The 25,949-nt window shown below is 68.8% G+C and carries 19 protein-coding genes and 2 pseudogenes; 13 read left to right on the top strand and 8 right to left on the bottom strand.

Annotated features, from left to right (window positions below; translation table 11 throughout):
• Nucleotides 1-2: 2 nt before the first annotated feature.
• Nucleotides 3-854, bottom strand: coding sequence for a rhodanese-related sulfurtransferase (locus tag ACQ859_RS01700; protein ID WP_431264342.1), 852 nt, complete (start codon nucleotides 852-854; stop codon nucleotides 3-5).
• A gap of 197 nt (nucleotides 855-1,051) precedes the next feature.
• Here ACQ859_RS01700 and asd point away from each other — a divergent pair, with 197 nt between their 5' ends.
• The 4 genes and pseudogenes from asd (at nucleotide 1,052) to ACQ859_RS01680 (ending at nucleotide 5,708) form a co-directional block, all read left to right on the top strand.
• Nucleotides 1,052-1,900, top strand: coding sequence for an archaetidylserine decarboxylase (gene asd / locus ACQ859_RS01695; RefSeq protein ID WP_431264341.1), 849 nt, complete (start codon nucleotides 1,052-1,054; stop codon nucleotides 1,898-1,900).
• Between the two features lie 91 nt (nucleotides 1,901-1,991).
• A pseudogene (locus tag ACQ859_RS01690) lies at nucleotides 1,992-3,304 on the top strand (tryptophan--tRNA ligase).
• 261 nt (nucleotides 3,305-3,565) lie between these two features.
• Nucleotides 3,566-5,272, top strand: coding sequence for an AMP-binding protein (locus ACQ859_RS01685; RefSeq protein WP_431264340.1), 1,707 nt, complete (start codon nucleotides 3,566-3,568; stop codon nucleotides 5,270-5,272).
• A 34-nt stretch (nucleotides 5,273-5,306) separates the two neighbouring features.
• Nucleotides 5,307-5,708, top strand: a complete 402-nt coding sequence (locus ACQ859_RS01680) for a YkvA family protein (protein ID WP_431264339.1) — start codon at nucleotides 5,307-5,309, stop codon at nucleotides 5,706-5,708.
• Between the two features lie 33 nt (nucleotides 5,709-5,741).
• Here the strand turns inward: ACQ859_RS01680 and ACQ859_RS01675 are convergent, their stop codons facing one another.
• Both ACQ859_RS01675 and ACQ859_RS01670 read right to left on the bottom strand, forming a co-directional pair.
• Complete coding sequence (locus ACQ859_RS01675; protein ID WP_431264338.1) at nucleotides 5,742-6,638, bottom strand: LysR family transcriptional regulator; 897 nt, start codon at nucleotides 6,636-6,638, stop codon at nucleotides 5,742-5,744.
• Nucleotides 6,639-7,083: 445 nt separating this feature from the next.
• The gene (locus tag ACQ859_RS01670; RefSeq protein ID WP_431264337.1) at nucleotides 7,084-7,407 is read right to left on the bottom strand and encodes a DUF4148 domain-containing protein; all 324 of its coding nucleotides are present in this window, start codon (nucleotides 7,405-7,407) and stop codon (nucleotides 7,084-7,086) included.
• Nucleotides 7,408-7,729: 322 nt separating this feature from the next.
• Between ACQ859_RS01670 and ACQ859_RS01665 the strand changes: the two genes are divergently transcribed.
• Together ACQ859_RS01665 and ACQ859_RS01660 are read left to right on the top strand one after the other, a co-directional pair.
• On the top strand, nucleotides 7,730-8,407 hold the full coding sequence (locus ACQ859_RS01665) for a LysE family translocator (protein ID WP_431264336.1): 678 nt from the start codon (nucleotides 7,730-7,732) through the stop codon (nucleotides 8,405-8,407).
• Nucleotides 8,408-8,486: 79 nt separating this feature from the next.
• Nucleotides 8,487-9,830: an MFS family transporter gene (locus tag ACQ859_RS01660; RefSeq protein ID WP_431264335.1), complete on the top strand. Its 1,344-nt coding sequence runs from the start codon at nucleotides 8,487-8,489 to the stop codon at nucleotides 9,828-9,830.
• 3 nt (nucleotides 9,831-9,833) lie between these two features.
• Here the strand turns inward: ACQ859_RS01660 and ACQ859_RS01655 are convergent, their stop codons facing one another.
• The 4 genes from ACQ859_RS01655 to ACQ859_RS01640 all read right to left on the bottom strand — a co-directional run bounded on the left by ACQ859_RS01655 (nucleotide 9,834) and on the right by ACQ859_RS01640 (nucleotide 14,646).
• A complete protein-coding gene (locus ACQ859_RS01655) occupies nucleotides 9,834-11,477 on the bottom strand; it encodes a SulP family inorganic anion transporter (RefSeq protein WP_431264334.1) in 1,644 nt (547 codons plus the stop codon).
• 134 nt (nucleotides 11,478-11,611) lie between these two features.
• The gene (locus ACQ859_RS01650) at nucleotides 11,612-12,400 is read right to left on the bottom strand and encodes a hypothetical protein (RefSeq protein WP_431264333.1); all 789 of its coding nucleotides are present in this window, start codon (nucleotides 12,398-12,400) and stop codon (nucleotides 11,612-11,614) included.
• A gap of 140 nt (nucleotides 12,401-12,540) precedes the next feature.
• The gene (locus ACQ859_RS01645) at nucleotides 12,541-13,683 is read right to left on the bottom strand and encodes an HD-GYP domain-containing protein (RefSeq protein WP_431264332.1); all 1,143 of its coding nucleotides are present in this window, start codon (nucleotides 13,681-13,683) and stop codon (nucleotides 12,541-12,543) included.
• Between the two features lie 225 nt (nucleotides 13,684-13,908).
• A complete protein-coding gene (locus ACQ859_RS01640; RefSeq protein WP_431264331.1) occupies nucleotides 13,909-14,646 on the bottom strand; it encodes an SDR family oxidoreductase in 738 nt (245 codons plus the stop codon).
• Between the two features lie 97 nt (nucleotides 14,647-14,743).
• On the opposite strand from ACQ859_RS01640, the gene ACQ859_RS01635 reads away from it, so the two are divergent.
• The gene (locus ACQ859_RS01635; protein ID WP_431264330.1) at nucleotides 14,744-15,655 is read left to right on the top strand and encodes a LysR family transcriptional regulator; all 912 of its coding nucleotides are present in this window, start codon (nucleotides 14,744-14,746) and stop codon (nucleotides 15,653-15,655) included.
• Between the two features lie 26 nt (nucleotides 15,656-15,681).
• Here the strand turns inward: ACQ859_RS01635 and ACQ859_RS01630 are convergent, their stop codons facing one another.
• Nucleotides 15,682-16,152 (bottom strand): Cd(II)/Pb(II)-responsive transcriptional regulator, encoded by a 471-nt coding sequence (locus ACQ859_RS01630; RefSeq protein ID WP_431264329.1) that lies wholly within the window; start codon nucleotides 16,150-16,152, stop codon nucleotides 15,682-15,684.
• 56 nt (nucleotides 16,153-16,208) lie between these two features.
• On the opposite strand from ACQ859_RS01630, the gene ACQ859_RS01625 reads away from it, so the two are divergent.
• From ACQ859_RS01625 to ACQ859_RS01600, 6 genes and pseudogenes are all read left to right on the top strand, one after another.
• Nucleotides 16,209-18,614, top strand: a complete 2,406-nt coding sequence (locus ACQ859_RS01625; RefSeq protein WP_431264328.1) for a heavy metal translocating P-type ATPase — start codon at nucleotides 16,209-16,211, stop codon at nucleotides 18,612-18,614.
• Between the two features lie 229 nt (nucleotides 18,615-18,843).
• Nucleotides 18,844-20,385, top strand: a complete 1,542-nt coding sequence (locus ACQ859_RS01620) for a peptide MFS transporter (RefSeq protein ID WP_431264327.1) — start codon at nucleotides 18,844-18,846, stop codon at nucleotides 20,383-20,385.
• A 151-nt stretch (nucleotides 20,386-20,536) separates the two neighbouring features.
• Nucleotides 20,537-20,809 carry a hypothetical protein gene (locus ACQ859_RS01615; RefSeq protein ID WP_431264326.1) on the top strand — a complete coding sequence of 91 codons (273 nt, stop codon included), beginning with the start codon at nucleotides 20,537-20,539 and terminating at the stop codon, nucleotides 20,807-20,809.
• Between the two features lie 6 nt (nucleotides 20,810-20,815).
• Nucleotides 20,816-21,235 (top strand): type II toxin-antitoxin system PemK/MazF family toxin, encoded by a 420-nt coding sequence (locus ACQ859_RS01610; RefSeq protein WP_431264325.1) that lies wholly within the window; start codon nucleotides 20,816-20,818, stop codon nucleotides 21,233-21,235.
• 399 nt (nucleotides 21,236-21,634) lie between these two features.
• Nucleotides 21,635-22,717: an efflux RND transporter periplasmic adaptor subunit gene (locus tag ACQ859_RS01605; protein WP_431264324.1), complete on the top strand. Its 1,083-nt coding sequence runs from the start codon at nucleotides 21,635-21,637 to the stop codon at nucleotides 22,715-22,717.
• 18 nt (nucleotides 22,718-22,735) lie between these two features.
• Nucleotides 22,736-25,921: pseudogene (locus ACQ859_RS01600) on the top strand (efflux RND transporter permease subunit); the annotation flags it as partial.
• Nucleotides 25,922-25,949 lie beyond the last annotated feature (28 nt).

The raw sequence follows: 25,949 nt of genomic DNA, 5'->3' as shown, positions 1-25,949 counted from the left end.
GCTCAGCCCTTGGGATCGAGCCGCTTCGCCCGCGCGAGGCGCCAGGCCTCCGCCGGATCGTCGCCGTAGACCTCTTCGGCCGTCGTCGCGGTCTCGCGGCGGTGCGTGTCGATCGCGATCCGCTTGTCGAAGACGAAGCACTCGCCGCGCCAATCCGCGTCGGCATCGGGCATCTGCTCGAAGTAGTTGAGGATGCCGCCGTCGAGCTGCCGCACGGTCAGCCCGCGGTCGGTCATCCAGCCGGACAGCTTCTCGCAGCGGATGCCGCCGGTGCAGTACATCGCGACGGTCTTGCCTTCGCGCTGCCAGGCCTCGGCGTGAGCGTCGATGTAGGCCGGGAAATCGCGGAAGTGCCGCACGCCCGGATCGATGGCCCCATCGAAATGACCGAGCTCGAATTCGAAGTGGTTGCGGTTGTCGAGCACGACGACGTCGTCGCGCCGGATCAGGTCGCGCCACTCGCGCGGTGAGACATGCGTGTCGCGCGTGTCGGCCAGCCCGGTCACGCCGTCCAGGCCGAAGGCGACGAGCTCCGGCTTCTCATGCACCTTCAGCAGCGTGAACGGGCGCGTCGCGCAGAAGCTGCGCTTGAAGTGCAGGTCGGCGAACGGCGGCTCGGCACGCAACGCGGCTTCGTAGGCATCGAGGGCTTGGGGCAAACCGCCGATCGCGCCGGTGATGCCCTCCGGGGCCAGGAGCAGGTTGCCGCCGATGGCGCGTGCCAGCGATTCGTTGAGGTCGCGCAGCCGCTGCGCGAGCGCCGAAGTCTCGTCCAGCCGGACGAACTTGTAGAACGAGCTGTGCTCGTGAGATTGCTGGTGCGATTGCGCTTGCGGTGACGCGGCGGAGGACATCGGAGGGACCACGGAAGACGGACGCCGTAAGGCAATGAGGAACGGGAAGCAGAGCGGATGGTACCGAGGTCCGATCCGACGTTGCGGTGGCGCCGGTTCAGTGGCCACGCGATGCCCGGGAGCAACCCGGGTGCGGGACCCGTACTTGCCCGCCTAGAATCCGCCACTCTTTTTCGCCCTTCCGGGGGCCCACCGCCGTGTCCGATCGCCTCGCCGTCCTGCCCCAATACCTGATGCCCAAGGGGGCCATGACGCGGTTGGCCGGTCGCCTGGCGGGCGCGGAACTGGGCGGTTTCACGACCTGGACGATCCAGCGCTTCATCGCCAAGTACGGCGTGAACATGGCCGAGGCGGCCGAGTCCGATCCGACCGCCTACTCGACCTTCAACGACTTCTTCACGCGGGCCCTGAAGCCCGGCGCGCGACCGCTGGCCGACGCGCCGCTGATCTGCCCGGTCGACGGCGCGATCAGCCAGTTCGGCCCGATCCGCTCGGACCAGATCTTCCAGGCCAAGGGCCACCAGTACTCGACCACCGCGCTGCTCGGCGGCGACCAGCAGCTGGGCGCGCAGTTCCGCGACGGCCACTTCGCGACGATCTACCTGAGCCCGCGCGACTACCACCGCATCCACATGCCCTGCGCCGGGCGTCTCGTCCGCATGGTGCATGTGCCGGGCGACCTGTTCTCGGTGAACCCGACGACCGCGCGCGGCGTGCCGGGCCTGTTCGCCCGCAACGAGCGCGTGGTCTGCCTGTTCGAGGGCGAACACGGTCCGTGGGTGCTGGTGCTGGTGGGGGCGACGATCGTCGGCTCCATGGCCACGGTGTGGCATGGCGTCGTCAATCCGCCGCGGCCGGGCCGGCTGCGCACCTGGCATTACGAGAACGAGCACTTCGCCTACAAGCAGGGCGAGGAGATGGGCCGTTTCCTGCTCGGTTCCACCGTCGTGCTGCTGTTCCCCAAGGACCTGCCGATGCAGTTCAACGCGCAGTGGCAGCCCGGCGGCGCGGTGCGCCTCGGCCAGTCGATGGCCACGCTGGGCTGATCGCCCGGGCCCTGGCAACCCCTGTCCCTCCGACGGGGGCCCGCCTTTGCGGGACAATCGCCGTTTTGCGAAACGACGGCGACGAGCTCCCATGACCCTGCGTGTCCTGACCGGCATCACGACCACCGGCACCCTGCACCTCGGCAACTATGTCGGCGCGGTGCGCCGCGCCATCGCGGCCAGCCGCGAGCCGGGCGCCGAGAGCTTCTTCTTCATGGCCGACTACCACGCGCTGATCAAGTGCGACGAGCCGGCCCGCATCGAGGCCTCGCGCCTGCAGATCGCCGCGACCTGGCTGGCCGCCGGCCTGGACACGAGCCGGGTCACCTTCTACCGCCAGAGCGACATCCCCGAGATCCCCGAACTGACCTGGCTGCTGACCTGCGTCACCTCCAAGGGCCAGATGAACCGCGCGCATGCCTACAAGGCGTCCGTCGACGCGAACGTCGCCGCGGGCGAGGACCCGGACGCCGGCATCACGATGGGCCTGTACAGCTATCCGATCCTGATGGCCGCGGACATCCTGATGTTCAACGCGCATCGCGTGCCGGTCGGCAAGGACCAGGTCCAGCACATCGAGATGGCGAGGGACGTCGCGCAGCGCTTCAACCACACCTTCAAGACCGAGCTCTTCACGCTGCCCGACGCCAGCGTCGACGAGGAGATGGAGCTGCTGCCCGGGCTGGACGGCCGCAAGATGTCCAAGAGCTACGACAACTCGATCCCGCTGTTCGAAGGCGGCGAGAAGGCGCTGCGCGAGGCGATCTCCAAGATCGTCACCGACTCGCGTCTGCCCGGCGAGCCCAAGGAGACCGAGGGCTCGCACCTGGTCCAGATCTACGACGCGTTCGCGACCCCGGAGCAGCGCAGGAACTTCCGTGCGGCGCTGCAGGCCGGCCTGGCCTGGGGGAGGCCAAGGACCAGCTGTTCGCCCTGATCAACGCGGAGATCGGTCCGATGCGCGCGACGTACGAGGCGCTGATGGCCAATCCCGAGAAGATCGAGGCCATCCTGATGGAAGGCGCCGCCAAGGCGCGCGCGATCGCGGGTCCGCTGCTGGCGCAGGCGCGCGAGGCGGTCGGCCTGCGCCGCTTCAAGGCCCTTGCCGCGCCGGTCGCTCAGGCGGCCAAGGCGAAGTCGACCGTGCCGTCGTTCAAGCAGTACCGCGAGACCGACGGACTCTTCTACTTCAAGCTGCTGGCGGCCGACGGCACGCTGCTGCTGCAGAGCACCGGCCTGTCGCAGGGCAAGGAAGCCGGGCAGTGGGTCGCGAAGCTCAAGCGTGAAGGCGCGGCGGCCTTGGGCGATGCGCCGGTGTCGAAGGAGACCGGCGACGAGGTGCTGCTGCCGGCGCTCGAGGCGCTTGTCGCCGCCGAGCTGGAAGCGGCGGCGGCAAAGGGCTGAACGAAGCACCGAGCGCGTCGGCGAGAGCCGGGGTGCCCCCGGGCTCATACGCTCGGCAGGCTCCGCTGAATCGCCCGGGGGCACCCCGGCTCCCGCCGACCGGGAGACCGGGAGATCGAGCGGTGTCGAAAGGAAACCCTGGTTTAGGGTGCCAAGTCGATCACGTTCATCGAAGAAACCCGCTCGTTCGGCGACGTCAGGCGTCGTAGTCTCCGGTGTTGATTCCGTCACGATTCAACACCACAAAAAAGGAGACCACCGATGTCCACGACGACCCGCCTGCCTGCCGATTCCCTGGCGCTGCAACGCCTCTATGCCTGGGAGCTCGACACGCCGGACCGGGTCACGCTGCGCCAGCCCCTGGGCGGCGGCGTGGTCAAGGACTTCACCTGGAAAGAGGTCGCCGATCAGGCGCGCCGCATGGCCGCGCACCTGAAGACGCTGGGCCTCGAACAGGGCTGGGAACCCGGCGCCCGCGTCGCCATCCTGTCCAAGAACTGCGCGTGGTGGCTGATGAGCGACCTCGCGATCTGGATGGCCGGGTATGTCAGCGTGCCGCTGTACCCGACGCTTGCCTCCGACACCGTCCATCAGATCCTCAGCCACAGCGAGGCCAAGCTGCTGTTCGTCGGCAAGCTCGACGGCTGGGAAGGCATGCGCCCCGGCGTGCCGCTCGGGCTGCCCTGCATTTCCTATCCGGTCTCCCCCGAGGACGTCCAGGACACCTACGACCACTGGGATGCGATCTGCTCGGAGACCCCGCCGCTCAAGGGCAAGCCGATCCGCGCCGCCGACGACCTGGCCACCATCATCTACACGTCGGGCACGACGGGCACGCCCAAGGGCGTGATGCACTCGTTCGGCAACTTCGCCTGGGCCATCGCCACCGGGCTCAAGCGCATCCCGCTGACCGAGCGCGACCGCATGCTGTCCTACCTGCCGCTGGCGCACGTCGTGGAACGCGCGCTGGTCGAGCACGGCTGGCTGCACACCGGCATGACGGTCTACTTCGCCGAGAGCCTGGATACCTTCGCCGCCGACCTGCAGCGCGCGCGGCCGACGGTGTTCTTCTCGGTGCCGCGGCTGTGGACCAAGTTCCAGCAGGGCGTGCAGGCCAAGCTACCGCAGCCCAAGCTGGACCTGCTGCTCAAGCTGCCCGTCATCGGCAACCTGATCCGCAAGAAGATCCTCAAGGCGCTGGGCCTGAACGAATGCACCTTCGCCGCCGGCGGCGCCGCGCCGATGCCGGTCGCGCTGCTGAAGTGGTACCGCACGCTGGGCCTGCCGATCAACGAGGGCTACGGCATGACCGAGAACCTCGCGCTGTCGCACATCACCGTGCCGGGACGGGATCAGATCGGCAGCGTCGGCCCGGCCTATGACGGTGTGCAGACGCGCCTGGATCCGATCACCGGCGAGCTGCAGATGAAGAGCCAGGCGCTGATGCTGGGCTACTACAAGCAGCCCGATCTGACCGCCGAGACGCTGACCGCCGACGGCTGGCTGAAGACCGGCGACAAGGCGGAGATCTCCGACAAGGGCGCGCTGGCCGGCTGCGTGCGCATCACCGGCCGGGTGAAGGACCTGTTCAAGACGAGCAAGGGCAAGTACGTGTCGCCGGCGCCGATCGAGGACCGCCTGGCGACGAACGCCGCCATCGAGGCCTGCGCGGTGACCGGCGCGAACTTCGCGCAGCCGGTGGGCATCGCGATGCTCTCGCCGGAGGCCGCCGCGCGCGATCGCGCCGGACTGGAGCAGGAACTGGCCGCGCATCTGGAGAAGGTCAACGCGCGGCTCGACCCGCATGAGCAGCTCGAGTGCCTCATCGTCACGGCGACGCCGTGGACCGTCGACAACGGCCTGATCACGCCGACCTTCAAGGTGCGCCGCAACCGCGTGGACGAGGTCTACGGGCCGCGTCTGGAAAACTGGATCGCCCAGCGCCGGAAAGTCATCTGGGCGGACTGACACGCCCTGCCCGCGGCTGACGCATGATGGGCGGATGAAACGCGGATCCCTCAAGCGCTGGGCCGCCCTGCTCAAGGGCGAACTGCTCACCGTCTTCTACGCGGCTCGCGACCCGGAGGCCCCCTGGCTGGCGCGCTTCGTGGCGATCGCGGTCGCCGCCTACGCGCTCAGCCCGATCGACCTGATCCCCGACTTCATCCCGGTGCTGGGGCTGCTCGACGATCTCATCCTGGTGCCGCTCGGCTTCTGGCTCGTGCTCCGGCTGATGCCGCCGCAGGTGATCGTCCGGGCGCGTCTGCGCGCCGCCGAGCAGCGCGGCCGGCTGCCGCGCAACCTGAAGGTCGGCGCGGCCATCGTCGTGCTGTGGGTGCTGCTGATGGTGCTGCTCGTCGTGTGGCTGGTGGGCCGTGGCGGTGCGCCCGCAGGCGCCATCTGAACGGGCGCCTCAATCCGCGCATCAGCCAGCAGCTCAGTCCGGGCCGAGGCCCTTCTTCGCCAGCGTCTCCGCCACCCACTCGATGAACACGCGCATGCGCGCGGACACGTAGCGGTTGGGCGAATAGACCAGGTAGACCGGCACCGCGTTGTGGTGCCACTCGGGGAACAGCGGCACCAGCTCGCCGTTGTCGAGCTGCTCCTGGACCGCGTACTTCGCCAGCTGCACGATGCCCAGGCCCGCGAGCCCGGCCGCCACATAGGCGTTGCTGTCGTTGACGTCGAGGCGGCGGCGGCCCTCGACCTCGATGCGCTCGTCGCCGCGGTGGAACACGAACGGGAACACGCGCCCGGTCCGCGACGAGAAGTAGCCCACGGCCTGGTGCGGCTCGAGGTCGAGCTCCTGCGGCGTGGCCGGCGTGCCGTGCCGGGCCAGATAGGCCGGCGACGCGCAGGTGCAGAACTGGATCTGCCCGACGCGCCGAGCCACGAGGCCGGCGTCCTGCACCGCACCGACACGCAGCACGAAGTCGACGTTGTCGACCAGCAGGTCGATGGCGCGGTCGCTGACCCCCAGCGCGATCTGGATGTCGGGGTAGCGTTCGTGGAAGTCCCCCAGCGCGGGGATCAGTACCCGCGATCCGGTCAGCGTCGTCACGTCGACGCGCAGCCGGCCGCGCGGCTTGCTCTGGTCGTGGAGCATCCCCTGGTCGATGGCCTCGAGCTCGCTCAGGAGGGCCATGGTCCGCTCGTAATAGGCGGCGCCGTCCTGGGTGACCGTCACCTTGCGGGTGGTGCGCGTCAGCAACTGCACCCGCAATCGCGCTTCGAGCGCCTGCACCAGCCGCGTCAGGCTGGCCTTGGGGAGATCCATCGAGTCGGCCGCCTTGGTGAAGCTGCCGGTTTCCACCACCCGGGCGAACGCCCGCATTTGCACGATCCGGTCCATCCGATGCCCTTGATCTGGCGGCCCGGGAGGGGACTGCTGGGGGCCGCGGCGCGATTCTCCGGGATTCCGCACGGTCGTGCGCGTTGCGCGCCCATTTCCCGGGTCACGAGCCGTGTCGCCCTGTTTCGGGCGAATGTCGGATGAATATGTCGCTTGCGCCTGTTGAATAACCGATGGGTACCCGATAGGGAAGCGGCGATGCGGATACTTAATCCCGGCTTAGGCAAAGAAAACCCCCTCGGCGAGTAGTGGCTCATCCGAGGGGGTATAGGCGGTCGATGACGGACAGGAGGGAGGAGTGCGGAGAACCGCCACCGACCAGGGCCGGAGCCCTTGACCTCAAAAAGTGCTCTCTACCAATCTATTGTTCGAGTTCTCTCTCAGGGGGTTGCTTGCAGGCGGGTATCAGGAAACAGGAAACGGGAGTTCAGCGGCCGGCGACGGCGGTGGCCGGGGCGCTGCCGCCGAACTTCTTCACCAGGGTCGCGTAGTACGGCGAGCTGCGCAGTTCGGCGTACTTGGCCTTGGCGGCGTCGCGGCGCGCGTTGTCGTAGCCGTAGGTTTCCGACTGCTCGACGGCGGCCAGGCCGGACTCGCGGTAGATCTCCAGGTCGGCCAGCACTTCGGCGCGGCTCACGGCGCTGGCGGTGTTGACGGGCTGGGTGTGCGGGTTGTCGTTGGCCATCGCGCTGCCGGCCACCAGGGCGGCGGAAGCGAACAGGACGGAAGCCAGGATGTTCTTGGAGGTCATGATCTTTCCTTTCAGATTCGGTCCCAGGGCAACAGCGAAGGGGCACGGGGTGGATGATTCGGCCCGTCGATGGCGCCAGGGTTTCATTCCGGTGTCGTTTTGAAATCCGTCGGTTTCCCGGAGGTTTCAAACCGTCGCCTGGAGGAGATTCCCGGGAGCGGTGTCGATGTGTCGATGGGATGAACTATGAACGATAAGGGTTCACCCTTAAATCCATTCCTTCGCAACAGTCCGTTGAAAAGATCGGAACAATCACTGCGCGAATATCGCGCGGCGCGCGCCGGGGGCGGGCATGATGGCGGCCTTTCGGGAGATGACTTCGATGCTTGGCACCCACGATCTCGGCCTCTTCATCGCCTCCGGCCTGCTGCTCAACATGACGCCGGGTCCGGACTCGCTGCTGATCATGGCGCGCAGCGCCACGCAGGGCTTCCGCGCCGGATCGGCCGCGGCACTGGGCATCGGCGCCGGCACCTGCGTCCACATCCTGGCGGCGGCGCTGGGGCTGTCGGCGCTGCTGTCCGCCTCCACGGCGGCGTTCACCGTGGTGAAGCTGCTCGGCGCGGCCTACCTGGTCTACCTGGGCGCCGGCATGCTGTTCAAGCGCCGCGCCGCCGAGGACGGGGCTGGTGACGGGGGCGACAGGAAAACGCTGGCGGTTCCGACGGCGCCTCCCGCGGCCCCGCTGCGGAAGATCTTCGCGCAGGGTTTCCTGACCAACGTGCTGAACCCCAAGGTCGGACTGTTCTTCCTGGCCTTCGTCCCGCAGTTCATCTCGGCCGACGCGCCGAGCACGGCGGCGGCGTTCCTGTTCCTCGGCGCCGTGTTCAACGTGAACGGGATGCTGTGGTGCCACCTGCTCGCCTGGTCGAGCGCGGTGGCGGGCGCCCGTGCACGTGGGCAGGGGTGGGCGCGCACGCTCGGCCGATGGCTCAACCGCGGCATCGGCGCACTGTTCCTGGCCTTCGGCGTGCGACTGGCGATGGCGGAGATGGCCTGAGCGCTCATGCCGTGCGCGTGGCGTTCGGTTTGTCCGAACCGCGTCTGCGGGTTTTCCATCGCGGGAGTAGGCTCCCGCCATGACTGCCAAGACCCCTCCCCTTGCCGGTGGCCCGACGCCGGCGTCCGGCGTCTCCGGACACTACACCGCGCACGAGAAGCGTGACCGCATCCTGGCCATCGTCGGCGCATCCTCCGGCAACCTGGTCGAGTGGTTCGACTTCTACGTCTACGCCTTCACCTCGATCTACTTCGCACACGCGTTCTTCCCGAAGGGCGATCCGACGGTCCAGCTGCTGAACACGGCGGGCGTGTTCGCCGCAGGTTTCCTGATGCGTCCGATCGGCGGCTGGCTGTTCGGCCGGATCGCCGACCGCCAGGGCCGCAAGACGGCCATGATGATCTCGGTGCTGATGATGTGCGGCGGCTCGCTGGCCATCGCCTGCATGCCGACCTACGAGACCATCGGCGTGCTGGCGCCGGCGCTGCTGCTGGCGGCGCGGCTGTTCCAGGGCCTGTCCGTCGGCGGCGAGTACGGCACCAGCGCCACCTACATGAGCGAGGTCGCGCTGCGCGGCCAGCGCGGGTTCTATGCGTCGTTCCAGTACGTGACGCTGATCGGCGGCCAGTTGCTGGCGGTGCTGGTCGTGGCGATCCTGGAGCAGACGCTGACCGATACGCAGATGCACGACTGGGGCTGGCGCATCCCGTTCGCGGCGGGCGCGGCGACGGCGGTGATCGCGTTCTACCTGCGCCGTTCGCTGGCCGAGACCGCGAAGGCCGAGCAGCTCGACCGCAAGGAATCGGGCTCGATGCGCGAGCTGTTCAGCAAGCACATGCGGTCGTTCCTGATCGTGCTGGGCTTCACCGCGGGCGGATCGCTGGCCTTCTACACCTACACGACCTACATGCAGAAGTACCTGGTGCTGAGCGTGGGCATGGACAAGAAGGTGGCGAGCACGGTGATGACGGCGGCGCTGTTCGTCTACATGTGCATGCAGCCGCTGTTCGGCGCGTTGTCGGACCGCATCGGGCGGCGCACGTCGATGCTGTGGTTCGGCATCCTGGGGGCGGTGTGCACCTGGCCGATCCTGTCGGCGCTCAAGGGCGTGCAGAGTCCCTACGCGGCCTTCGGCCTGATCATCGTGGCGATGGCCATCGTGTCGCTGTACACCTCGATCGGCGGCCTGATCAAGGCGGAGATGTTCCCGCCCGAGATCCGCGCGCTGGGCGTGGGCCTGTCGTATGCGATCGGCAATGCGATCTTCGGCGGCTCGGCGGAGTTCGTCGCATTGAGCCTCAAGTCCGCGAACGTCGAGAGCGCGTTCTACGTCTACGTCTCGGTGATGTGCCTGTTCGCGTTCCTCGTCTGTTTCCTGATGCCCGACCTGCGCAAGCATGGGCATCTGAACGAGGTGCACTGAGCGTCAGTCCGCGTCCCTCATGCCCAGGTGGTGGGACAGGTACATCTTCCCGCGGAACCACGACTCCCACCTGCCGGCCTTGAGCCGGTCGAGCACCGGTCCCTTGACCTCGCTGAGGTCCAGGCGCCGGCCCTGGCGCTCCAGTGTCTCGTGCAGCTCCTTCAGCGCGCTCAGGCCGCTGAAGTCGATGCTGTTGACCGGTGACATCTGCAGCAGCACGCGCCGCGTGGTCGGGTGCGTGTCGAGGTGTGCCTGGACGACGTCGGCCAGGCTGCGACCGTTGAGGAACAGCAGGCTCTCGTCGATGCGCAGCCCGAGGACCTCGGGATCGAGTTCGACGTGGTGGCGCTCGACGTTGCGGTAGTGCTCGGTGCCCGGGATGCGGCCGATCAGCGCGACGTGCGGCCGGGCGCTGCGCTGCAGCAGCAGCGCGATCGCGCTGGCCACGCCCAGGCCGAGCGCGGCCGTGATGCCCACGAAGATCACCAGCAGCGTCACCGCCGTCATCAGGAGCGCCTCGGCGCGGTCGTAGCGCCAGGCGTCGGCATAGGGGCCGAACTTCAGTCCCGACAGCACCGCGACCATGATGCTGGCCGCCAGCACCGGCTTGGGCACCCAGGCCAGCAGCGGCGACATCGTCAGCAGCACGAGCCCCATCATCGCGGCGACGAAGACGCCGGTCATGCGCGTGCGGCTGCCCGCGTCGCTCATCAGCACGCTGCGCGAGAAGCTGGCGGCGGCAGGCATGCCGCCCGAGATCGCCGCGGCCAGGTTGGCCACGGACAGGCCCATCAGTTCGCGCCGCGCGTCGACGCGCTGCCCGACGCGACGCGCGAGCGATTCGGCCACGGCCAGGCTGGACACGTAGCCGAGCAGCCCGATCAGCGCGGCGCCGGGGAGCATCGCGGTCCAGAGGTCGGGATCGAGCCGCGGCAGCGTGAAGACCAGCGCCAGGGGCGGCAGCTCGCCGACGCGCGGCAGGCCCTGCGGATCCCAGCCCCAGGCGACGCCGATGCCGATGAGCAGCACCGCCAGCGGCGCGATGCGCGAGACGAAGCCCTTGGGCAGCCGTCGCACCACGACGAGCGCGAGCAGCGACACCACGCCGAACAGCGCCGCGACGCCGCGCCAGTCGAAGCCGTGCTCCGCCATCGAACGCCACAGGTCCGGCAGCGTGCCGCCGGTCGCCGTCGAGCCGATCAGCACCGGCAACTGGCTCGCGGCGATGGCGATCGTCGCGCCGGATTCGAAGCCGTGCAGCACCGGCACAGACAACAGCGCGGCCAGCGCGTGCAGCCGGAGCAGCGCCGCCGCGCCGAGGAACAGGCCGACCTCCGCGGACAGCACCAGCGCGGCTTCGCTCGGACTGACGCCGGCGGGCGCGAGCTGCAGCGTCTGCATGATCATCAGCGCCAGCACCGCCACCGGGCCGATGTTCAGGAACGGACTGGAACCCAGCGCCGCGTAGAAGAGTGGTGGCAGCAGGCTGGCATAGAGGCCCACCTGCGGGGGCAGGCCCGCGAGCATCGCGTAGGCCAGGCTCTGCGGAATCAGGAGGACGCTGACCACCACGGCGGCGACGAGATCGTCGCGCAGGGCGTCGCGCAGATAGGGCCGGAAGGCGGCGGGAGAGGGCAGCGTCGGCATGGGGGAGGCCGCAGGAGCAGCGCGCGGCAGTATAGGGGCCGCCTCTCCCGCGGAGGCCGCCTCCGGCGCGCGCGCCGGCTTCGCCTCGCCCATCGGCCTGTTCGCCGGCGGCCCATCGGCTTCCCCTTGGGCGCTCAGAGGATCAGCGACCCGGACGGGTTGTGCGGCGGGACGCGGGGCAGCGGCGGCGTCCGCGGCTCCAGCAGGTCGATCGACAGGCGCAGCGTCAGTTCCTCGCCGCGCGGCAGCGGCGACAGCCGCGGCGTGTCCGGTGTCATCAGCCGGAGCTGGACCGACGTCCGCGTCGGATGGCGCTCGAAGCTCAGCGTGTCCATCGGCGGTTCGCCGCGCAGCAGCACGAGGCGCCCGCCGGCGCCGCTCAGCGTGGCGATGCCGCACCAGGGATCGCGCCGCGCCGCCTGGCCGCGACCGGGCAGCTTCACGACGTCCAGGGTGTCGTCCAGCCATGCGGCGTCGGCGAAGTCGTCCGGAAAGTTCAGCAACCAGCCCAGTCGTGCCGGCATCGGCATGCGGCTCAGGTTGCGCACCGACAGCGTCCAGTCGAGCCGGTGCTCGTCCAGCCGCAGCGTCTGGCTCGCCTGGAAGCCCCAGGTCCCTGGCGCCGGGCTGCACGGATGCAGCATCAGCGTGACCGCATCGGCGGCCTGATGGATGAGGCGCCAGGGCTCCTCGAAGGCGCCTGGATCCGGCACCAGGCGCGCCATGTCCTCGGGCACCTCCGACGGGGGCACCAGTCTCACGGCACCGCCGCCGACCAGCGTGCCCCGTTCGATCAGCAGCGGGCGCAGCCACGATTCCTGACCGCCGGTCCCGCTCGCTCCCAGCCAGCGCAGCCGTCCGCCCCGATCCGGCGCGATCGCCGCGCGCCAGCGCCCCGATTTCAGTTCGATCACTTGACCCACACGCGTCCCCATGTCCGAAAGCGGCGCAGTCTGCGCGCGGGGGACAGGGGTCGGGTCTACTGAAAGAGGGGTAGATCCCCGCCAGCCTGATGCATCGAGGTGGGACCGCTGCAAGGCCTTGCGGGAAGGCCGGGGGCCGCCTAGGCGCTGGCGATCAGCGCCGCGATGCGCTCATCGGACAGGCGGATCGGCGAGGCGTGCGCCGGCAGCAGGGCGACCACGGCGTGGTCCTCGCGGCTGCTGTCGCGCAGCACCGGCGTGTGGCGGGGTTCGCCGTTGGCATTGGTCAAGGCGGACACCATCGGACGGTGCGCCTTGTCGCCGTTGCGCACGACCAGTCCGACCTCGCCGCTGGCCAGCCGGACCAGGCTGCCCGGCGGGAAGATGCCGAAGGACTTGATCAGCGCCGCCGCCAGCGGACTCTGGGCCGCCATCTGGTGGAGCTCCCGCCCCGCCTGGGCCGCGCTCATCGCCGGCCGGTTGGCCCGGCTGCTCAGGCGCGCGGTGTAGATGTCGGCATAACGCAGCATCTCGGCCAGTTCGCCGACGTCGCCGATGCCGTGCGGGTAGCCGCGCCCATCCGGGGTCTCGTGGTGCTGTAGCACCGCTTCCAGCCAGTCCGGGTCGTCGATGCCGGCGGCGCTCAGCATCTCGACGCTCCGGATCGGATGCTCGTGGATCGCCTCGCGCTGCATCGCCGTCAGCGGCGACACCTGGCTGGACAGGCGCGCCTGCAGGTCCAGCATGCCCAGGTTCATCGTCAGCGCGGCCTGGAAGGCGCGCCGCTGGTCGTCCGGTCCCCAGCCCAGATAACGGGCCGCCGCGTGGCAGGCCGTGGCCGCATGCAAGGAATGCGTAACGCCGTAGTGCCCGCTGGTGGATTCAGGTTGGCGGACGACCTGGGAGAGTGCGACCTCGGGCGAGCTGTCGATCAGGGTCAGCATCAGCGCCGTCGCGCCGTCGAGCGCGCCGGCCATGCGGTCCGGCGAGGCCGACAGCGCGTTGCGCACATCCTGCATGCCGCGGTCCCACTCCTCGGGAAGCCGGTCGCGCAGGTAAGCGGCGGAGCGCGTCGGCGCGGGCGTCGCCTGCCGCGCCGATTCGGCGAGCTCGTTCGCGTCGACCAGCGCGCCGCGGCGCATCAGCGCGTCGAGCTGTGCCGCGTCGGCGATCACCTGTCCGCGCGCGAGCAGCAGCGTCCGGTCGGTGTCCCGGACGCTGAAGGCGAGCGGTTGACCGAGGACGATCCGGTTCTTGACCGATGACAGTGAACAGACACGCATGAACGACGTGAGGAGCGGAAGGGAGGCCGGCCGCGCTCCACTTGTCTTCAAGTTGTAACGCGGGCGGCTCGCACTCTACATCGTCCGTTCGGGGCTCGGACTGAGCCGTCCGGGCGTCCCTGGGCCCTCCTGGAGAGAGCCCACGCCCACTTCGTCACGAAATGCCGGCCGCCCCAGGGGTGGACGGAGCGATCGCCGGCCCCTTCCGGGGACGAGCGGGGGCGGTTACTGGATCAGCGCGCCGCCGTCGATGTCGATGATGCTGCCGGTGACGAAGGGGTTGTCGATGACGAAGAGATACCCCGCCGCCAGGTCCTGGACCCGTCCCGCGCGACCGGCCGGCAAGGTCGAGGCGGCCCTGGCGAGCATCGCCTCGCGTGCCTCGGGCGCCATGCCGGCGTAGGCCTCGGTGTCGGTCAGGCCCGGGCTGACGACGTTCACGCGCAGCGGGGCGAGTTCCCGCGCCAGCAGCTTCGCGGAGGCCTCCAGCGCGGCGTTCATCGCCGTCTTGACGAAGGTGCCCGGAACGGCGCGGCGCGCCAGGAAGCCGGACGTCCAGGTCAACGTGCCGCCCGGACGGAGCCGGCCGGCGGCCGCGCGGGCCACGGCGATCGCGCCCCAGAACTTGATGTCGAACGCCGCCTTGGCCGCGTTCAGGTCCAGCGAGGCCACCGGCCCGCCGGGTGCCTGGGAGCCCGCGGTGAAGACGACGTGGTCCACCGGCCCGATCGATTCGAAGAAGGCAGCGACGGCAGCCGGATCCGAGACGTCGAGACCTGTCGTCAAACCCGCGGCGATGACCCGGCCGGGGCGCGCGGCCAGGGCATCGGCCACCGCGCGGCCGATGCCGGAGGTGCCGCCGACGACGACGCTGACGGTGTCCGCCGTGAAGGTGTGCCCCGTCGGCGAGCCGGCGGCCGCAGTCGAGTTCAGGGTGGAGGGCGTGCTGATGAGGGGGGCCATGGCGTGTTCCAGGTTGTTTGATGGTCCCCAGTCTGGAGTTGGGCAAGACATCGTTGAATCGGCTGAAGGGCTAAGCTTTTTCAAAGAAAATCGAACAATGACCAGGATCGCCGACCTCGAATTGCTGGTGCGCATCGCCGACCTCGGCAATCTCACAGCCGCCGCGAAGGCCTTGGACTGGTCACCCGCCGCGGCCAGCGCGGCGCTCAAGCGGATGGAGGAACAGCTGGGCTTCCCGCTGTTCGTGCGAAGCACCCGCAGCCTGCGTCTGTCGGGCGAAGGCCAGCGCTACCTGCCGCATGCGCGTGCCGCACTGCGCGCGCTGACCGATGGCCGGGACGAGGCGCTCGCCGGACGGGAGGCGCTCAGCGGCGAGCTGCATCTGACGGTGCCGTCGGACCTGGGGCGTCACGTGCTGCTGCCGTGGCTGGAGCAGTTCCAGGAACGCCATCCGGCGCTGACGCTGCGGTTGCAGATCGGGGACCCGTTGACGGACCTGCTGCGGCGCCCGGTCGATGCCGCCGTCCGCTACGGCCAGCCGGCGAGCGGCACCCAGGTCGCGCTGCCGCTGCTGCCGGATTGCCGCCGTGTGCTGGTCGCCGCGCCGCATTACCTGGCGTTGCACGGGATGCCGGCATCGCCGGAGGACATGGCACGGCACGAGGCCTTGCGCTACCTCGTCGCCGGAGAGGTGCCCACCCACTGGCCGGTCGAGATCGCCGGCCAACCGGCGGCGTTGCCGCTGTCCGGGCGCCGTGTCGCCGACGACGGGGAGGTCGTCAAGCGCTGGGCGCTGGCGGGCCTGGGGCTGGCCTACAAGTCGTGGCCGGATGTGGCCCAGGAGCTGGCCAGCGGCCAGTTGGTCCACGTCAATCCGCACTGGCGCGGCGACCTGGCGCCGCTGCACCTGATCGTGCCCGGCCGCGCGCAGCTGTCGCCCGCGCTGCGCCAGGTGCGGGATGAACTCCGCCGACGCCTGGAGGAATTCGCCCGGTCGATGCCGCGCTGAAGCGCCGCGTCAGGCTTCAGGCCACGTCAGTTCACGTCAGGCGCGCTGGCGCGCGCAGCGGGCGCTGCCTCGGTCGGATGGCAGGCGCACGCCTCGCCGTGTGCCGCGGACACCAGCTCTTCCAGGATGCCGCAGGCGTGGTGGTCGTGGTCCGCGTCGCAGCGCTTCTGCAGCGCCACCAGCTGCGCCTCCAGCGCCTTCATGCTCTGCAGCCGGGCGCGCACCTTGCCGAGCTGGGATGCCACCAGCACATCGACCTTGACCAGTTCCTCGGGGTCTTGCGTCTCCAGGCTGTCCAGCAGCAGCGTGACGTCCGCCAGCGACATGTCCAGCGCGCGGCAGTGCCGGATGAAGGCGAGCCGCTCCAGGTGGGCATGGGCGTAGTCGCGGTAGCCGTTGTCGCTCCGCGCGGGCGGAGGCAGCAGACCGCTCTTCTCGTAGAAGCGGATGGTCTCGATGTCCACGCCGGTGGACTTGCTCAGTTCGCCGATTCGCATGCCGATCAGCATAGCCGCTTGACCTTGGAGCGGCTACAGACTATCCAATCGACCCCATGGCACATCAGGAACACGATCACCGCCCCGCCGCGCCCGAGTCCGCCGCGCCCTCCTGCGGCGGATGCTGCGGGCACACGGCCGTCGCGCCAGCGCCGGCGCCCGCCCCTGCCGCGCACGCGCGTCGTCACGATGTCGACCCGGGTCATGAACACGGGCATGGTCACGACCACGACCACGACCACGACCACGACCACGACCACGACCACGGTCATGGCGCGTCGTGCGCCGCGCCGGCCCCGAAGTCGCCGGCCCCGAGCGCCGAGGCACTCGCGGGTACGACCCGTCAGCGCTACTTCATTGCCGGCATGGATTGCCCGACGGAGGAAGGCCTGCTGCGCAAGCAGCTGCAAGGCAAGAACGGCGTGGTCGCGCTGGAGTTCGACCTGATCAACCGCCTGCTCGATGTCCATCACCGCCTGCCCGACGACGCGCCGTTGCGCGCGGCGATCAGCGCGGCCGGCATGAGTGCCGAGCCCATCGAGGCTGAAGCCCCGCCGCCCGCCCCGCCGCCGGCGCTATCGAGCGGTCTGAAGTGGCGCATGGCGATCGCCGGCATTGCCGCCATCGCGGCGGAGACGCTCGCGTTTTCCGGCTTCGACGAATCCGGTCCCGTGGTGATCGCGCTGTCGGTCGCGACGATGCTGCTCGGCGGTCTGCCGACGCTGCGCAAGGGCTGGATCGCGCTCAAGAGCGTGACGCTCAACATTCACCTGTTGATGAGCCTGGCGGTGATCGGCGCGATCGTGCTGGGCCAGTGGCCCGAGGCGGCGATGGTGGTGTGGCTGTTCGGGCTGTCCGAGATGATGGAGAGCCTGAGCCTGGCCCGCGCGCGCGACGCGATCCGCGCGCTGACGCAGCTGGCGCCGGAGACGGCGCAGGTCCAGGGGCCGGACGGTCGTTGGACGTCGGTGCCCGCCGCGGACGTGGCGATCGGCGCGCGGGTTCGTGTCCCTCCGGGCGAGCGTGTGCCGCTCGACGGCCGCCTGCTCACCGGTCGTTCCAGCCTGAACGAAGCTGCGTTGACCGGCGAAGCGATGCCGGTCGACAAGGCGCCCGGCGATGCGCTGCTGGCCGGCAGCATCAACGGCGACGGCTTGCTGGAGATGGAGATCACCGCCGGCAAGGGCCACACGCTGCTCGACCGCATGGCCGCGGCCGTGCAGCAGGCGCAGTCGCAGCGCGCGCCGACGCAGGCGTTCATCGACCGCTTCGCCCGCGTGTACACGCCGGCGGTGGTGCTGGTGGCGGTCGCGCTGGCGGTGCTCCCGCCGCTGCTGGGCCTGGGCACCTGGAGCGACTGGATCTACAAGGGCCTGGTCCTGCTCGTGATCGCGTGTCCGTGCGCGCTGGTGATCTCGACGCCGGTGACGGTCGTCAGCGGCCTCGCCTCGGCGGCGCGGCGCGGGATCCTCATCAAGGGCGGTCTCTACCTGGAGCGCGCCCGGCAACTGAAGACGCTGGCCTTCGACAAGACCGGCACGCTGACCGAAGGCAAGCCGCAACTGGCGGCGGTGCAACCGCTCTACCCGTCGGTGAATGCCGACCAGGCGCTGCACCTCGCCGCGCGCCTCGACGCCGGCAGCACGCATCCGCTGGCGCAGGCGATCGTCGCGGCGCATGCGGAGCGCCTGGGCACGATGCTGGAGCCCGTCGATCACCTCCAGAACCTGCCGGGCCTGGGCCTGACCGCGCAACTGGACGGCGCCGATTTCGCGCTCGGCAATGAACGACTGGCCGAGCAGCGCGGGGCCGTCGACGACGAGGCCCGCAAGGCGGCCCGCGCGCTGCAGGCGCAGGGCCACACGCTGGCCTGGCTGATGCGCGGCGCGCAGACGCTGGCGCTGCTGGCGCTGTCGGACACGCCGAGACCCGAGGCCGCCGAGGTGCTGAAGACGCTGCGCGCACGCGGCCTGACGCTGGCGATGCTCAGCGGCGACCAGCGCGCGAGCGCCGTCGCGATGGCGGGCCGGCTCGGCATGCCGGAGGAAGCGGTGCGCGCGCCGCTGCTGCCGCAGGACAAGCTCGACGCGATCGCGAAGCTCGCGGACGAGCAGGGACCGGTCGCGATGATCGGCGACGGCGTCAACGACGCGCCGGCGCTGGCGCGCGCCGACATCGCGATCGCGATGGGCGCCGCCGGCAGCGCGACCGCGCTGGAGACCGCGGACATCGCGCTGATGCAGGACGACCTGCGCAAGCTCCCCGAGCTGATCGACCTGTCGGAGCGCGTCGCGACGGTGCTGAAGCAGAACATCGTCGTGGCGCTGGGCCTGAAGGCGATCGTGGCGGCGCTGACGCTGGCGGGCATCGGCTCGTTGTGGCTGGCGGTGCTGGCCGACGCGGGCGCGAGCCTGCTGGTGGTGCTCAACGGCCTGCGGCTGCTGCGCGAGGAGCGCCCATGACGGCCGTCCGGACCTAGGGAGAGCCCTAGTGCCGAGGGACGGGTTCACGCTGACCTTTCGCTGACAATGGCGCCGCCTGCCGCTGGCGGGCCCTGAAGGATCGGATCGATCCGGGGGCCTGGACCAGCGGCAAACGCGTTCTGATCCCTGGAACGCGGTTTCCCGTGACCCGGAGCGCCGGGTCATTGATTCCTCAGCGATCCACCAGCGATCGATCACGGAGCGTCGTTTGAACACAATTCAAACTCCCGGAGCGCGGCAGACCATCCTCGGCCAGCCCAACAGCCTGTTCGTCCTGTTCTTCACCGAAATGTGGGAACGGTTCTCCTACTACGGCATGCGGGCGCTGCTCGTGCTGTACCTCATCTCCGAGGCCGCCAAGGGCGGCTGGGGCTGGACGCGCGAGGAGGCGACCAGCCTCTACGGCACCTACACGATGCTGGTGTACCTGACGCCGATCATCGGCGGCTACATCGCGGACCGGTTCCTGGGCACGCGGCGCTCGGTGGTGCTGGGCGGCTTCATCATCGCGGCCGGCCACATCGCGCTGTTCTTCGACACCAAGGCGACCTTCTACGTCGGCCTGGGTCTGGTGATCCTGGGCACGGGCCTGTTCAAGCCGAACATCTCGGCCATCGTCGGCCAGCTCTACAACAAGGACAACGAAGGCCAGCGGGACGGCGGCTACACGCTGTTCTACATGGGCGTGAATGCGGGCGCCTTCTTCGGCATCTCGCTGTGCGGCTACATCGGCGAGAAGATCGGCTGGCACTACGGCTTCGGCCTGGCGGCGGTCTTCATGATCCTGGGCGCGCTGCAGTTCTGGCTGGCGCAGGGCATCTTCGGCGACATCGGCGGAGTCCCCAGCAAGAACGCGCCGCTGGTGGACGCGAGCGAGCCGCTGGACGACACGCCCGCGCACATCGTGCGCGACCGCCTGATCGCGATCGGCGTGTTCTCGTTCTTCACGATCTTCTTCTGGTTCGCCTTCGAGCAGGCCGGCGGATCGATGACCATCTTCGCGGCCGACTACACCGACCGCGCGCTGGTGGGCACGAGCGGGCTGATCTTCAAGATCGTCAACTCGCTGATGACGCTGATCCCGGTGGCGATCCTGAGCTGGCTGCTGGTCAAGCTGGGCCGCAGCACCGAGGGCCTGTACAAGCTGTCCAACCTGCTGCTGGCGCTGGCGCTGGCGGTGATCTGGGGCCTGTCGCTGTGGATGCTGGGGCGTGAGTTCCAGATGGAGCAATCGGAGATTCCGGCCACTTGGTTCGGCGTGCTGAACTCCTTCTTCCTGGTGATCCTGGCGCCGATGTTCAGCAAGATGTGGGAGCGTCGCTGGAACCCGAGCGGTCCGGTGAAGTTCGGCGTCGGCCTGGTGCTGCTGGGCCTGGGCTTCGCGGCGCTGTCGTACGGCGCGTCGGGCATCCCGGCGGGCGCGAAGACGGCGCAGGTCAGCATGATCTTCCTGACGCTGGCCTACCTGCTGCACACGATGGGCGAGCTGTGCCTGTCGCCGGTCGGCCTGTCCTACATCTCCAAGCTGGCGCCGGCGCGCCTGCTGGGCCTGATGTTCGGCGTCTGGTTCGTCAACGCCGCGATCGCCAACAAGATCGCCGGCATGACGGGTTCGTACATCGATGCGATCTCGTCGACCTACTCGATGTCCACCTTCTTCCTCATCTTCACCATCGTCCCCGCGGGCGCCGGCGTGCTGCTGATGCTGCTCAGCCCGCTGATGAAGAAGCTGATGCACGGCGTGCACTGAGCGCCGCGCCAGGGTCCTTGCGGACCTTCCCTCAAGAACCCGGGCCATGCCCGGGTTTTTTGTTGGCGGCGTCAGGCCCTGCTGTTTGATCAGTACATAAACTTTAGTTATTGTTTATGTACGGAATGCCCCTCTATTCTTTGGAACCGCCATGCCAACTGCCGCCTCGAGCCAACAGGCGTTGAAGCTGAACTTCAAGGAAGACACGCTCACCACGGTATCGAGAGATGCCTTGAGAGCAATGGCCAAGAAGCTTGGATTCAACGAAACGCAGACCGTTCTCTTCGCCCTTGCCCGGCTGAGAGATGAGGTCTTCAACGAACAGGAAATGGAGAAGTTCATGCCACTGACAAAGGAACATCACGAAGAGATCGCGAAGGCCGAACCACGTCGCCGCGGCAAGGTGCTGGACTCGCTGCTGTGAGGTCACATGTACTGGACGCCGCGTCCCAAGTCGGGTGACATCGTCCAGTGCCGGTTTCCCGAGCGGGTCGGCGTGCCAGGACCCAAGGAGCGTCCTGCACTGGTACTTCAGGTTGAAGAAGCCATTGAGGATCCGGACGGCTGCGTGGTCGTCGTCGCTTACGCAACCTCCCGCCGCACTCACGTGCTGTTTCCCGGAGAGTTTGCGATCGAGCCGAACAGCAAGACCGGCCTGACCAAGCTGACGAAGTTTGATCTGGTCAATCAGCGGGTGCTTCCCTTCGATGACGAGTGGTTTGGTCCGGCCCCTGGGAAGGGGCCAAAGCATCCCCGGCGTGGCCGACTCGACCTTGCCAGCGAATCGATCAAACGCAGACTCCACGCCGCGATCCTGGAGGCCAGGCAGATGCGAAAGCTGCTTCCCTGATGAGGCCCCCTCTCCAATGCGAAGGGTTGGTCGATGAAGCGAAGCACCAGTCCGGGGCGGGTCCGCCACCCTTGCCCAATCCTCCGAACCCCCACCCTCCTGACGTTTTCCGGCAGTGTCTCCAACGAGACTTGCTCACAACCTTGCCCAGGCAGTCAATCGTTTCAAAGAAGCCCTGCGGCAAAGGGACAGGTATTGCCCTGGGCACTGGCTGGTGATTCATGTACCGCGTACATTCCGCCGCACGCTGCGGTGCAACAGATGCCGTGGGCGTTTTCGGGAGTGATGCATGGCTGGACCTTCTTTCAATCGCAACGCCGTCGCCGGCGCCCTGGTGGCGCTGCTGCTGAGCGCCTGTGGACAACAGGATCAACAACAACAGCATGGCGGCCCCCGCCCGTGACGGTCGCCCCGGCGATCGCGCGCGAAGTCCAGGACTTCGATGAATTCACCGCGCGCCTGGAAGCGCCCGACACCGTCGAGATCCGCGCCCGTGTCGCCGGAACACTCGACAAGGTCCACTTCCGTGAAGGCCAGGTCGTCAAGAAGGGCGACCCGCTCTTCACCATCGACCCGCGTCCGTTCCAGGCCGAGGTCGCCCGCGCCGAGGCCCAGGCCGCCGCCGCCCGCACCGCCAGCGAACTGAGCAAGTCCGACCTGGGCCGCGCCGAGAAGCTCGTCGCCATCCAGGGCGTCAGCCAGCAGGAAATCGACCAGCTCAAGGCCGCGGTCCGCAACAACGAGGCCAACATCCGCGCCGCCGAGGCCGCCGTGACCCAGGCCAAGCTGAACGTGGAGTTCACCCAGGTCCGCGCGCCGGTCACCGGCCGCAGCTCGCGCGCCAACGTGACGCCCGGCAACCTGGTGAACATCGGCGATCCGGTGCTGACCACCGTCGTCTCCAGCGACAAGGTCTACGCCTACTTCGACGCCAGCGAGGCGACCTTCCTGAAGTACGCCGCTGCCGCGCGCGCTGGCGGCGCCAAGCGCGAGCAGGCCAGCAAGGTCCATCTGGGTCTGGCCAACGAGCAGGGCTACCCGCATGAAGGCCGCATGGACTTCGTCGACAACCGCCTGAACCCGGCCACCGCCACCATCCGCGGCCGCGCCGTGTTCGACAACAAGGACGGACTGTTCGTCCCCGGCCTGTTCGCGCGCGTCAAGCTGGAAGGCACCGGCTCCTACACCGCCACGCTGATCCCCGACCGTGCGATCGGCACCGACCAGGCCAACAAGGTCGTGATGGTCGTCGGCGCCAACAACATCGTGGCGCCCCGTCCGGTCCAGGCCGGCGCGCTGTTCGACGGCTACCGCGTGGTCCAGGGCGTCAAGCCCGGCGAGCTCGTGATCATCGACGGCCTCCAGCATGCGATGCCCGGCGCGCCGGTCACGCCGCAGCAGGCCAAGCTCGACGACAAGGGACGCCCCGTCGCCGCGCCGCAGGGCGCCGCCCCTGCCGCTCCCGCCGCGTCGTCGAAGTAACCCGACGCGAGGCCGTCCATGGATATCTCACGCTTCTTCATCGAGCGGCCGCGCTTTGCGTCGGTCCTCTCGATCTTCATCTTCCTGGTGGGCCTGCTGGCGATCTTCCGGCTGCCCATCTCCGAGTACCCCGAGGTCGCGCCGCCGCAGGTCGTCGTGCGCGCCCAGTTCCCGGGCGCCAACCCGCGCGTGATCTCCGAGACGGTGGCGACACCGCTCGAGGAACAGATCAACGGGCTGGAAAACGTCCTGTACTTCGACAGCCAGGCCACCGCCGACGGCGGCATGACCCTGACGGTCACCTTCAAGATCGGCACCAACCCGGAAGCCGCGGAAACGGCGGTCCAGAACCGCATCAACCGCGCGCTGCCGCGCCTGCCCGACATCGTCCGGCAGATCGGCGTGACGACCGAGAAGTCCAGTCCCAACCTGACCATGGTCGTCCACATGGTCAGCCCGGACAACAGCCGCGACGCGCTGTACCTGCGCAACTACGCGCAGCTGCAGGTCCGCGACGAGCTGCTGCGCGTGCAGGGCATGGGCTCGGTGCAGGTCTTCGGCTCCGGCGACTACGCGATGCGCATCTGGCTGGACCCGGCCAAGCTGGCCGGTCGCGGCCTGACCGCCTCCGACGTCACCAACGCCATCCGTGAGCAGAACACGCAGGTCGCCGCCGGCGTCGTCGGCGCGCCGCCGGCGCCCAAGGGCACCGACTTCCAGCTGCAGATCAACACGCAGGGCCGCCTCGTCACCGAGGAAGAGTTCGCCGACGTCATCGTCCGCACCGACACCGCCACCGGCGGCCTGGTCCGCGTGCGCGACGTGGGCCGCGTCGAGATGGGCCCCGGCACCTACGCGCTGCGCAGCCTGCTGAACAACAAGGAAGCGGTCGGCATCGGCATCTTCCAGGCGCCGCAGTCCAACGCGCTGAACATCTCCAAGGATGTGCGCGCGACGATGGAGCGCCTGAAGGCCAGCTTCCCGGCCGGCGTCAGCTACGACATCGTCTACGACCCGACGCGCTTCGTCGCCACGTCCATCGAGAAGGTGATCCACACCCTGATCGAGGCCGTGCTGCTGGTCGTGCTGGTGGTGATCATCTTCCTGCAGACCTGGCGCGCGTCCATCATCCCGCTGCTGGCCGTGCCGGTGTCCATCGTGGGGACGTTCGCCGTCCTGCTGCTGCTGGGCTACTCGATCAACACGCTGACGCTGTTCGGGCTGGTGCTCGCCATCGGTATCGTGGTCGACGATGCGATCGTGGTGGTCGAGAACGTCGAGCGCAACCTCGAGGACGGGCTCACGCCGCATGCCGCGACGATCAAGGCGATGCAGGAGGTCTCCGGGCCCATCATCGCGATCGCGCTGGTGCTGTGCGCGGTGTTCATCCCGCTGACCTTCGTCCCGGGCCTGTCGGGCCAGTTCTATCGCCAGTTCGCGGTCACGATCGCGATCTCGACGGTGATCTCGGCGTTCAACTCGCTGACCCTGTCGCCCGCCATGGCGGCCTTGCTGCTGCGTCCGCACGACGCGCCCAAGGACCCGATCATGAAGGTGATGGACAAGCTGTTCGGCCGGTTCTTCCACTGGTTCAACTGCTTCTTCCAGCGCCGCAGCGAAGGCTACAGCCGCGGCGTCACCGGCATCCTGCGCCGCAAGGGCGGTGCGCTGGTCGTCTACGCGATCCTGCTGGGCCTGACCGCCCTGCTGTTCACGCGCATCCCGTCGGGCTTCGTGCCGGCGCCGGACAAGCAGTACCTGATCGGCATCGCGCAGCTGCCGGCCGGCGCCACGCTGGACCGCACCGAGGAAGTCATCCGGCGCATGAGCGACATCGCGCTGAAGGTGCCCGGCATCCGTGACTCGATCGCCTTCCCCGGTCTGTCGATCGCCGGCTTCTCGGCCGCGCCCAACGAAGGCATCGTGTTCTTCGGCCTGGACGAATTCGAGAACCGGACCACCGCCGACAAGTCCAAGGACGCGATCCTGGGCAAGGTCAACGGCGCGATCCAGCAGATCCAGGGGGCGCGCATGTTCGTCGTGCCGCCGCCGGCGGTGGACGGCCTGGGCAACGCGGGCGGCTTCAAGGTGCAGGTGCAGGACCGCGCCGGCCTGGGCGAGCAGGCGCTGTTCGGTTCCGTCTGGGGCACGCTGGGCCCGATCTACGGTGACCCGAAGAGCGGCATCGGCACGCCGTACTCGACCTACGACATCAACGTGCCACAGCTCTTCGCGCACGTCGACCGGGTCAAGGCCAAGCAGATGGGCGTGAAGCTGCAGGACATCTACGACACGCTGCAGATCAACCTCGGCTCGCTGTACGTCAACGACTTCAGCCGCTTCGGCAAGACCTACCAGGTCATCGTGCAGGCGGACGCGCCCTACCGCGCCAACGCCGGCAGCATCACCGACCTGAAGACGCGCAACGAGAAGAACGAGATGGTGCCGCTGGGTGCGCTGATGAACGTCGATCCGACCTTCGGGCCGACGCGCGTGACGCGCTACAACGGCTTCCCGAGCGCGGACATCAACGGCGCGGCCAAGCCCGGTTTCTCCAGCGGCCAGGCCGAGGCGGAGATCGAGCAGCGCCTGAAGAACCTGCCGCGCGGCATGACCTACGAGTGGACGGAGCTGACCTACCAGGACCGGCTGACCCGCGACATCAAGGTCGGCGGCTTCGCGATCCCGACGCTGGGCGCGGTGCTGGCGATCTCGGTGCTGCTGGTGGTGCTGGTCCTCGCGGCCCAGTATGAAAGCTGGTCGCTGCCGCTGGCCATCATCCTGATCGTGCCGATGTGCATCCTGTCCGCGCTGTTCGGCGTGTGGCTGTCGCACTTCCCACCGTTCGCGCAGGCCGGGGATCTCAACATCTTCTCGCAGGTGGCGCTGGTGGTGCTGGTCGGCCTGGCGTGCAAGAACGCGATCCTGATCGTCGAGTTCGCCAAGGAGCTCGAGGAACGCGGCGAAGCGCTGCATGACGCGATCATCCACGCCTGCCGCATGCGGCTGCGTCCGATTCTGATGACCTCGATCGCGTTCTGCGCCGGCGTCATCCCGCTGATCCTGGGCTCTGGCGCGGGCAGCGAGATGCGTCGTGCGATGGGCATCGCGGTGTTCTCGGGCATGGTCGGGGTGACGCTGTTCGGCATCTTCCTGACGCCGGTGTTCTACGCGCTGCTGCGCAAGAGCACCGAGAAGAAGCGTGCTCACGCCGTCGAGCTGCGTCATCAGA

The organism is Roseateles chitinivorans (genome assembly GCF_050632235.1).
Taxonomy (GTDB): domain Bacteria; phylum Pseudomonadota; class Gammaproteobacteria; order Burkholderiales; family Burkholderiaceae_C; genus Roseateles; species Roseateles chitinivorans_A.
The sequence above is the reverse complement of the archived record's forward strand: the minus strand, read 5'-3'. Positions and strand labels throughout refer to the sequence as shown.

What these genes read in the sequence shown, in the direction of transcription:
- ACQ859_RS01700 (WP_431264342.1), bottom strand. Translation starts at nt 854, where the DNA reads ATGTCCTCCGCCGCGTCACCGCAAGCGCAATCGCACCAGCAATCTCAC.
- ACQ859_RS01685 (WP_431264340.1), top strand. Translation starts at nt 3,566, where the DNA reads ATGTCCACGACGACCCGCCTGCCTGCCGATTCCCTGGCGCTGCAACGC.
- ACQ859_RS01680 (WP_431264339.1), top strand. Translation starts at nt 5,307, where the DNA reads ATGAAACGCGGATCCCTCAAGCGCTGGGCCGCCCTGCTCAAGGGCGAA.
- ACQ859_RS01675 (WP_431264338.1), bottom strand. Translation starts at nt 6,638, where the DNA reads ATGCGGGCGTTCGCCCGGGTGGTGGAAACCGGCAGCTTCACCAAGGCG.
- ACQ859_RS01670 (WP_431264337.1), bottom strand. Translation starts at nt 7,407, where the DNA reads ATGACCTCCAAGAACATCCTGGCTTCCGTCCTGTTCGCTTCCGCCGCC.
- ACQ859_RS01665 (WP_431264336.1), top strand. Translation starts at nt 7,730, where the DNA reads ATGCTTGGCACCCACGATCTCGGCCTCTTCATCGCCTCCGGCCTGCTG.
- ACQ859_RS01660 (WP_431264335.1), top strand. Translation starts at nt 8,487, where the DNA reads ATGACTGCCAAGACCCCTCCCCTTGCCGGTGGCCCGACGCCGGCGTCC.
- ACQ859_RS01655 (WP_431264334.1), bottom strand. Translation starts at nt 11,477, where the DNA reads ATGCCGACGCTGCCCTCTCCCGCCGCCTTCCGGCCCTATCTGCGCGAC.
- ACQ859_RS01645 (WP_431264332.1), bottom strand. Translation starts at nt 13,683, where the DNA reads ATGCGTGTCTGTTCACTGTCATCGGTCAAGAACCGGATCGTCCTCGGT.
- ACQ859_RS01640 (WP_431264331.1), bottom strand. Translation starts at nt 14,646, where the DNA reads ATGGCCCCCCTCATCAGCACGCCCTCCACCCTGAACTCGACTGCGGCC.
- ACQ859_RS01635 (WP_431264330.1), top strand. Translation starts at nt 14,744, where the DNA reads ATGACCAGGATCGCCGACCTCGAATTGCTGGTGCGCATCGCCGACCTC.
- ACQ859_RS01630 (WP_431264329.1), bottom strand. Translation starts at nt 16,152, where the DNA reads ATGCGAATCGGCGAACTGAGCAAGTCCACCGGCGTGGACATCGAGACC.
- ACQ859_RS01625 (WP_431264328.1), top strand. Translation starts at nt 16,209, where the DNA reads ATGGCACATCAGGAACACGATCACCGCCCCGCCGCGCCCGAGTCCGCC.
- ACQ859_RS01615 (WP_431264326.1), top strand. Translation starts at nt 20,537, where the DNA reads ATGCCAACTGCCGCCTCGAGCCAACAGGCGTTGAAGCTGAACTTCAAG.
- ACQ859_RS01610 (WP_431264325.1), top strand. Translation starts at nt 20,816, where the DNA reads ATGTACTGGACGCCGCGTCCCAAGTCGGGTGACATCGTCCAGTGCCGG.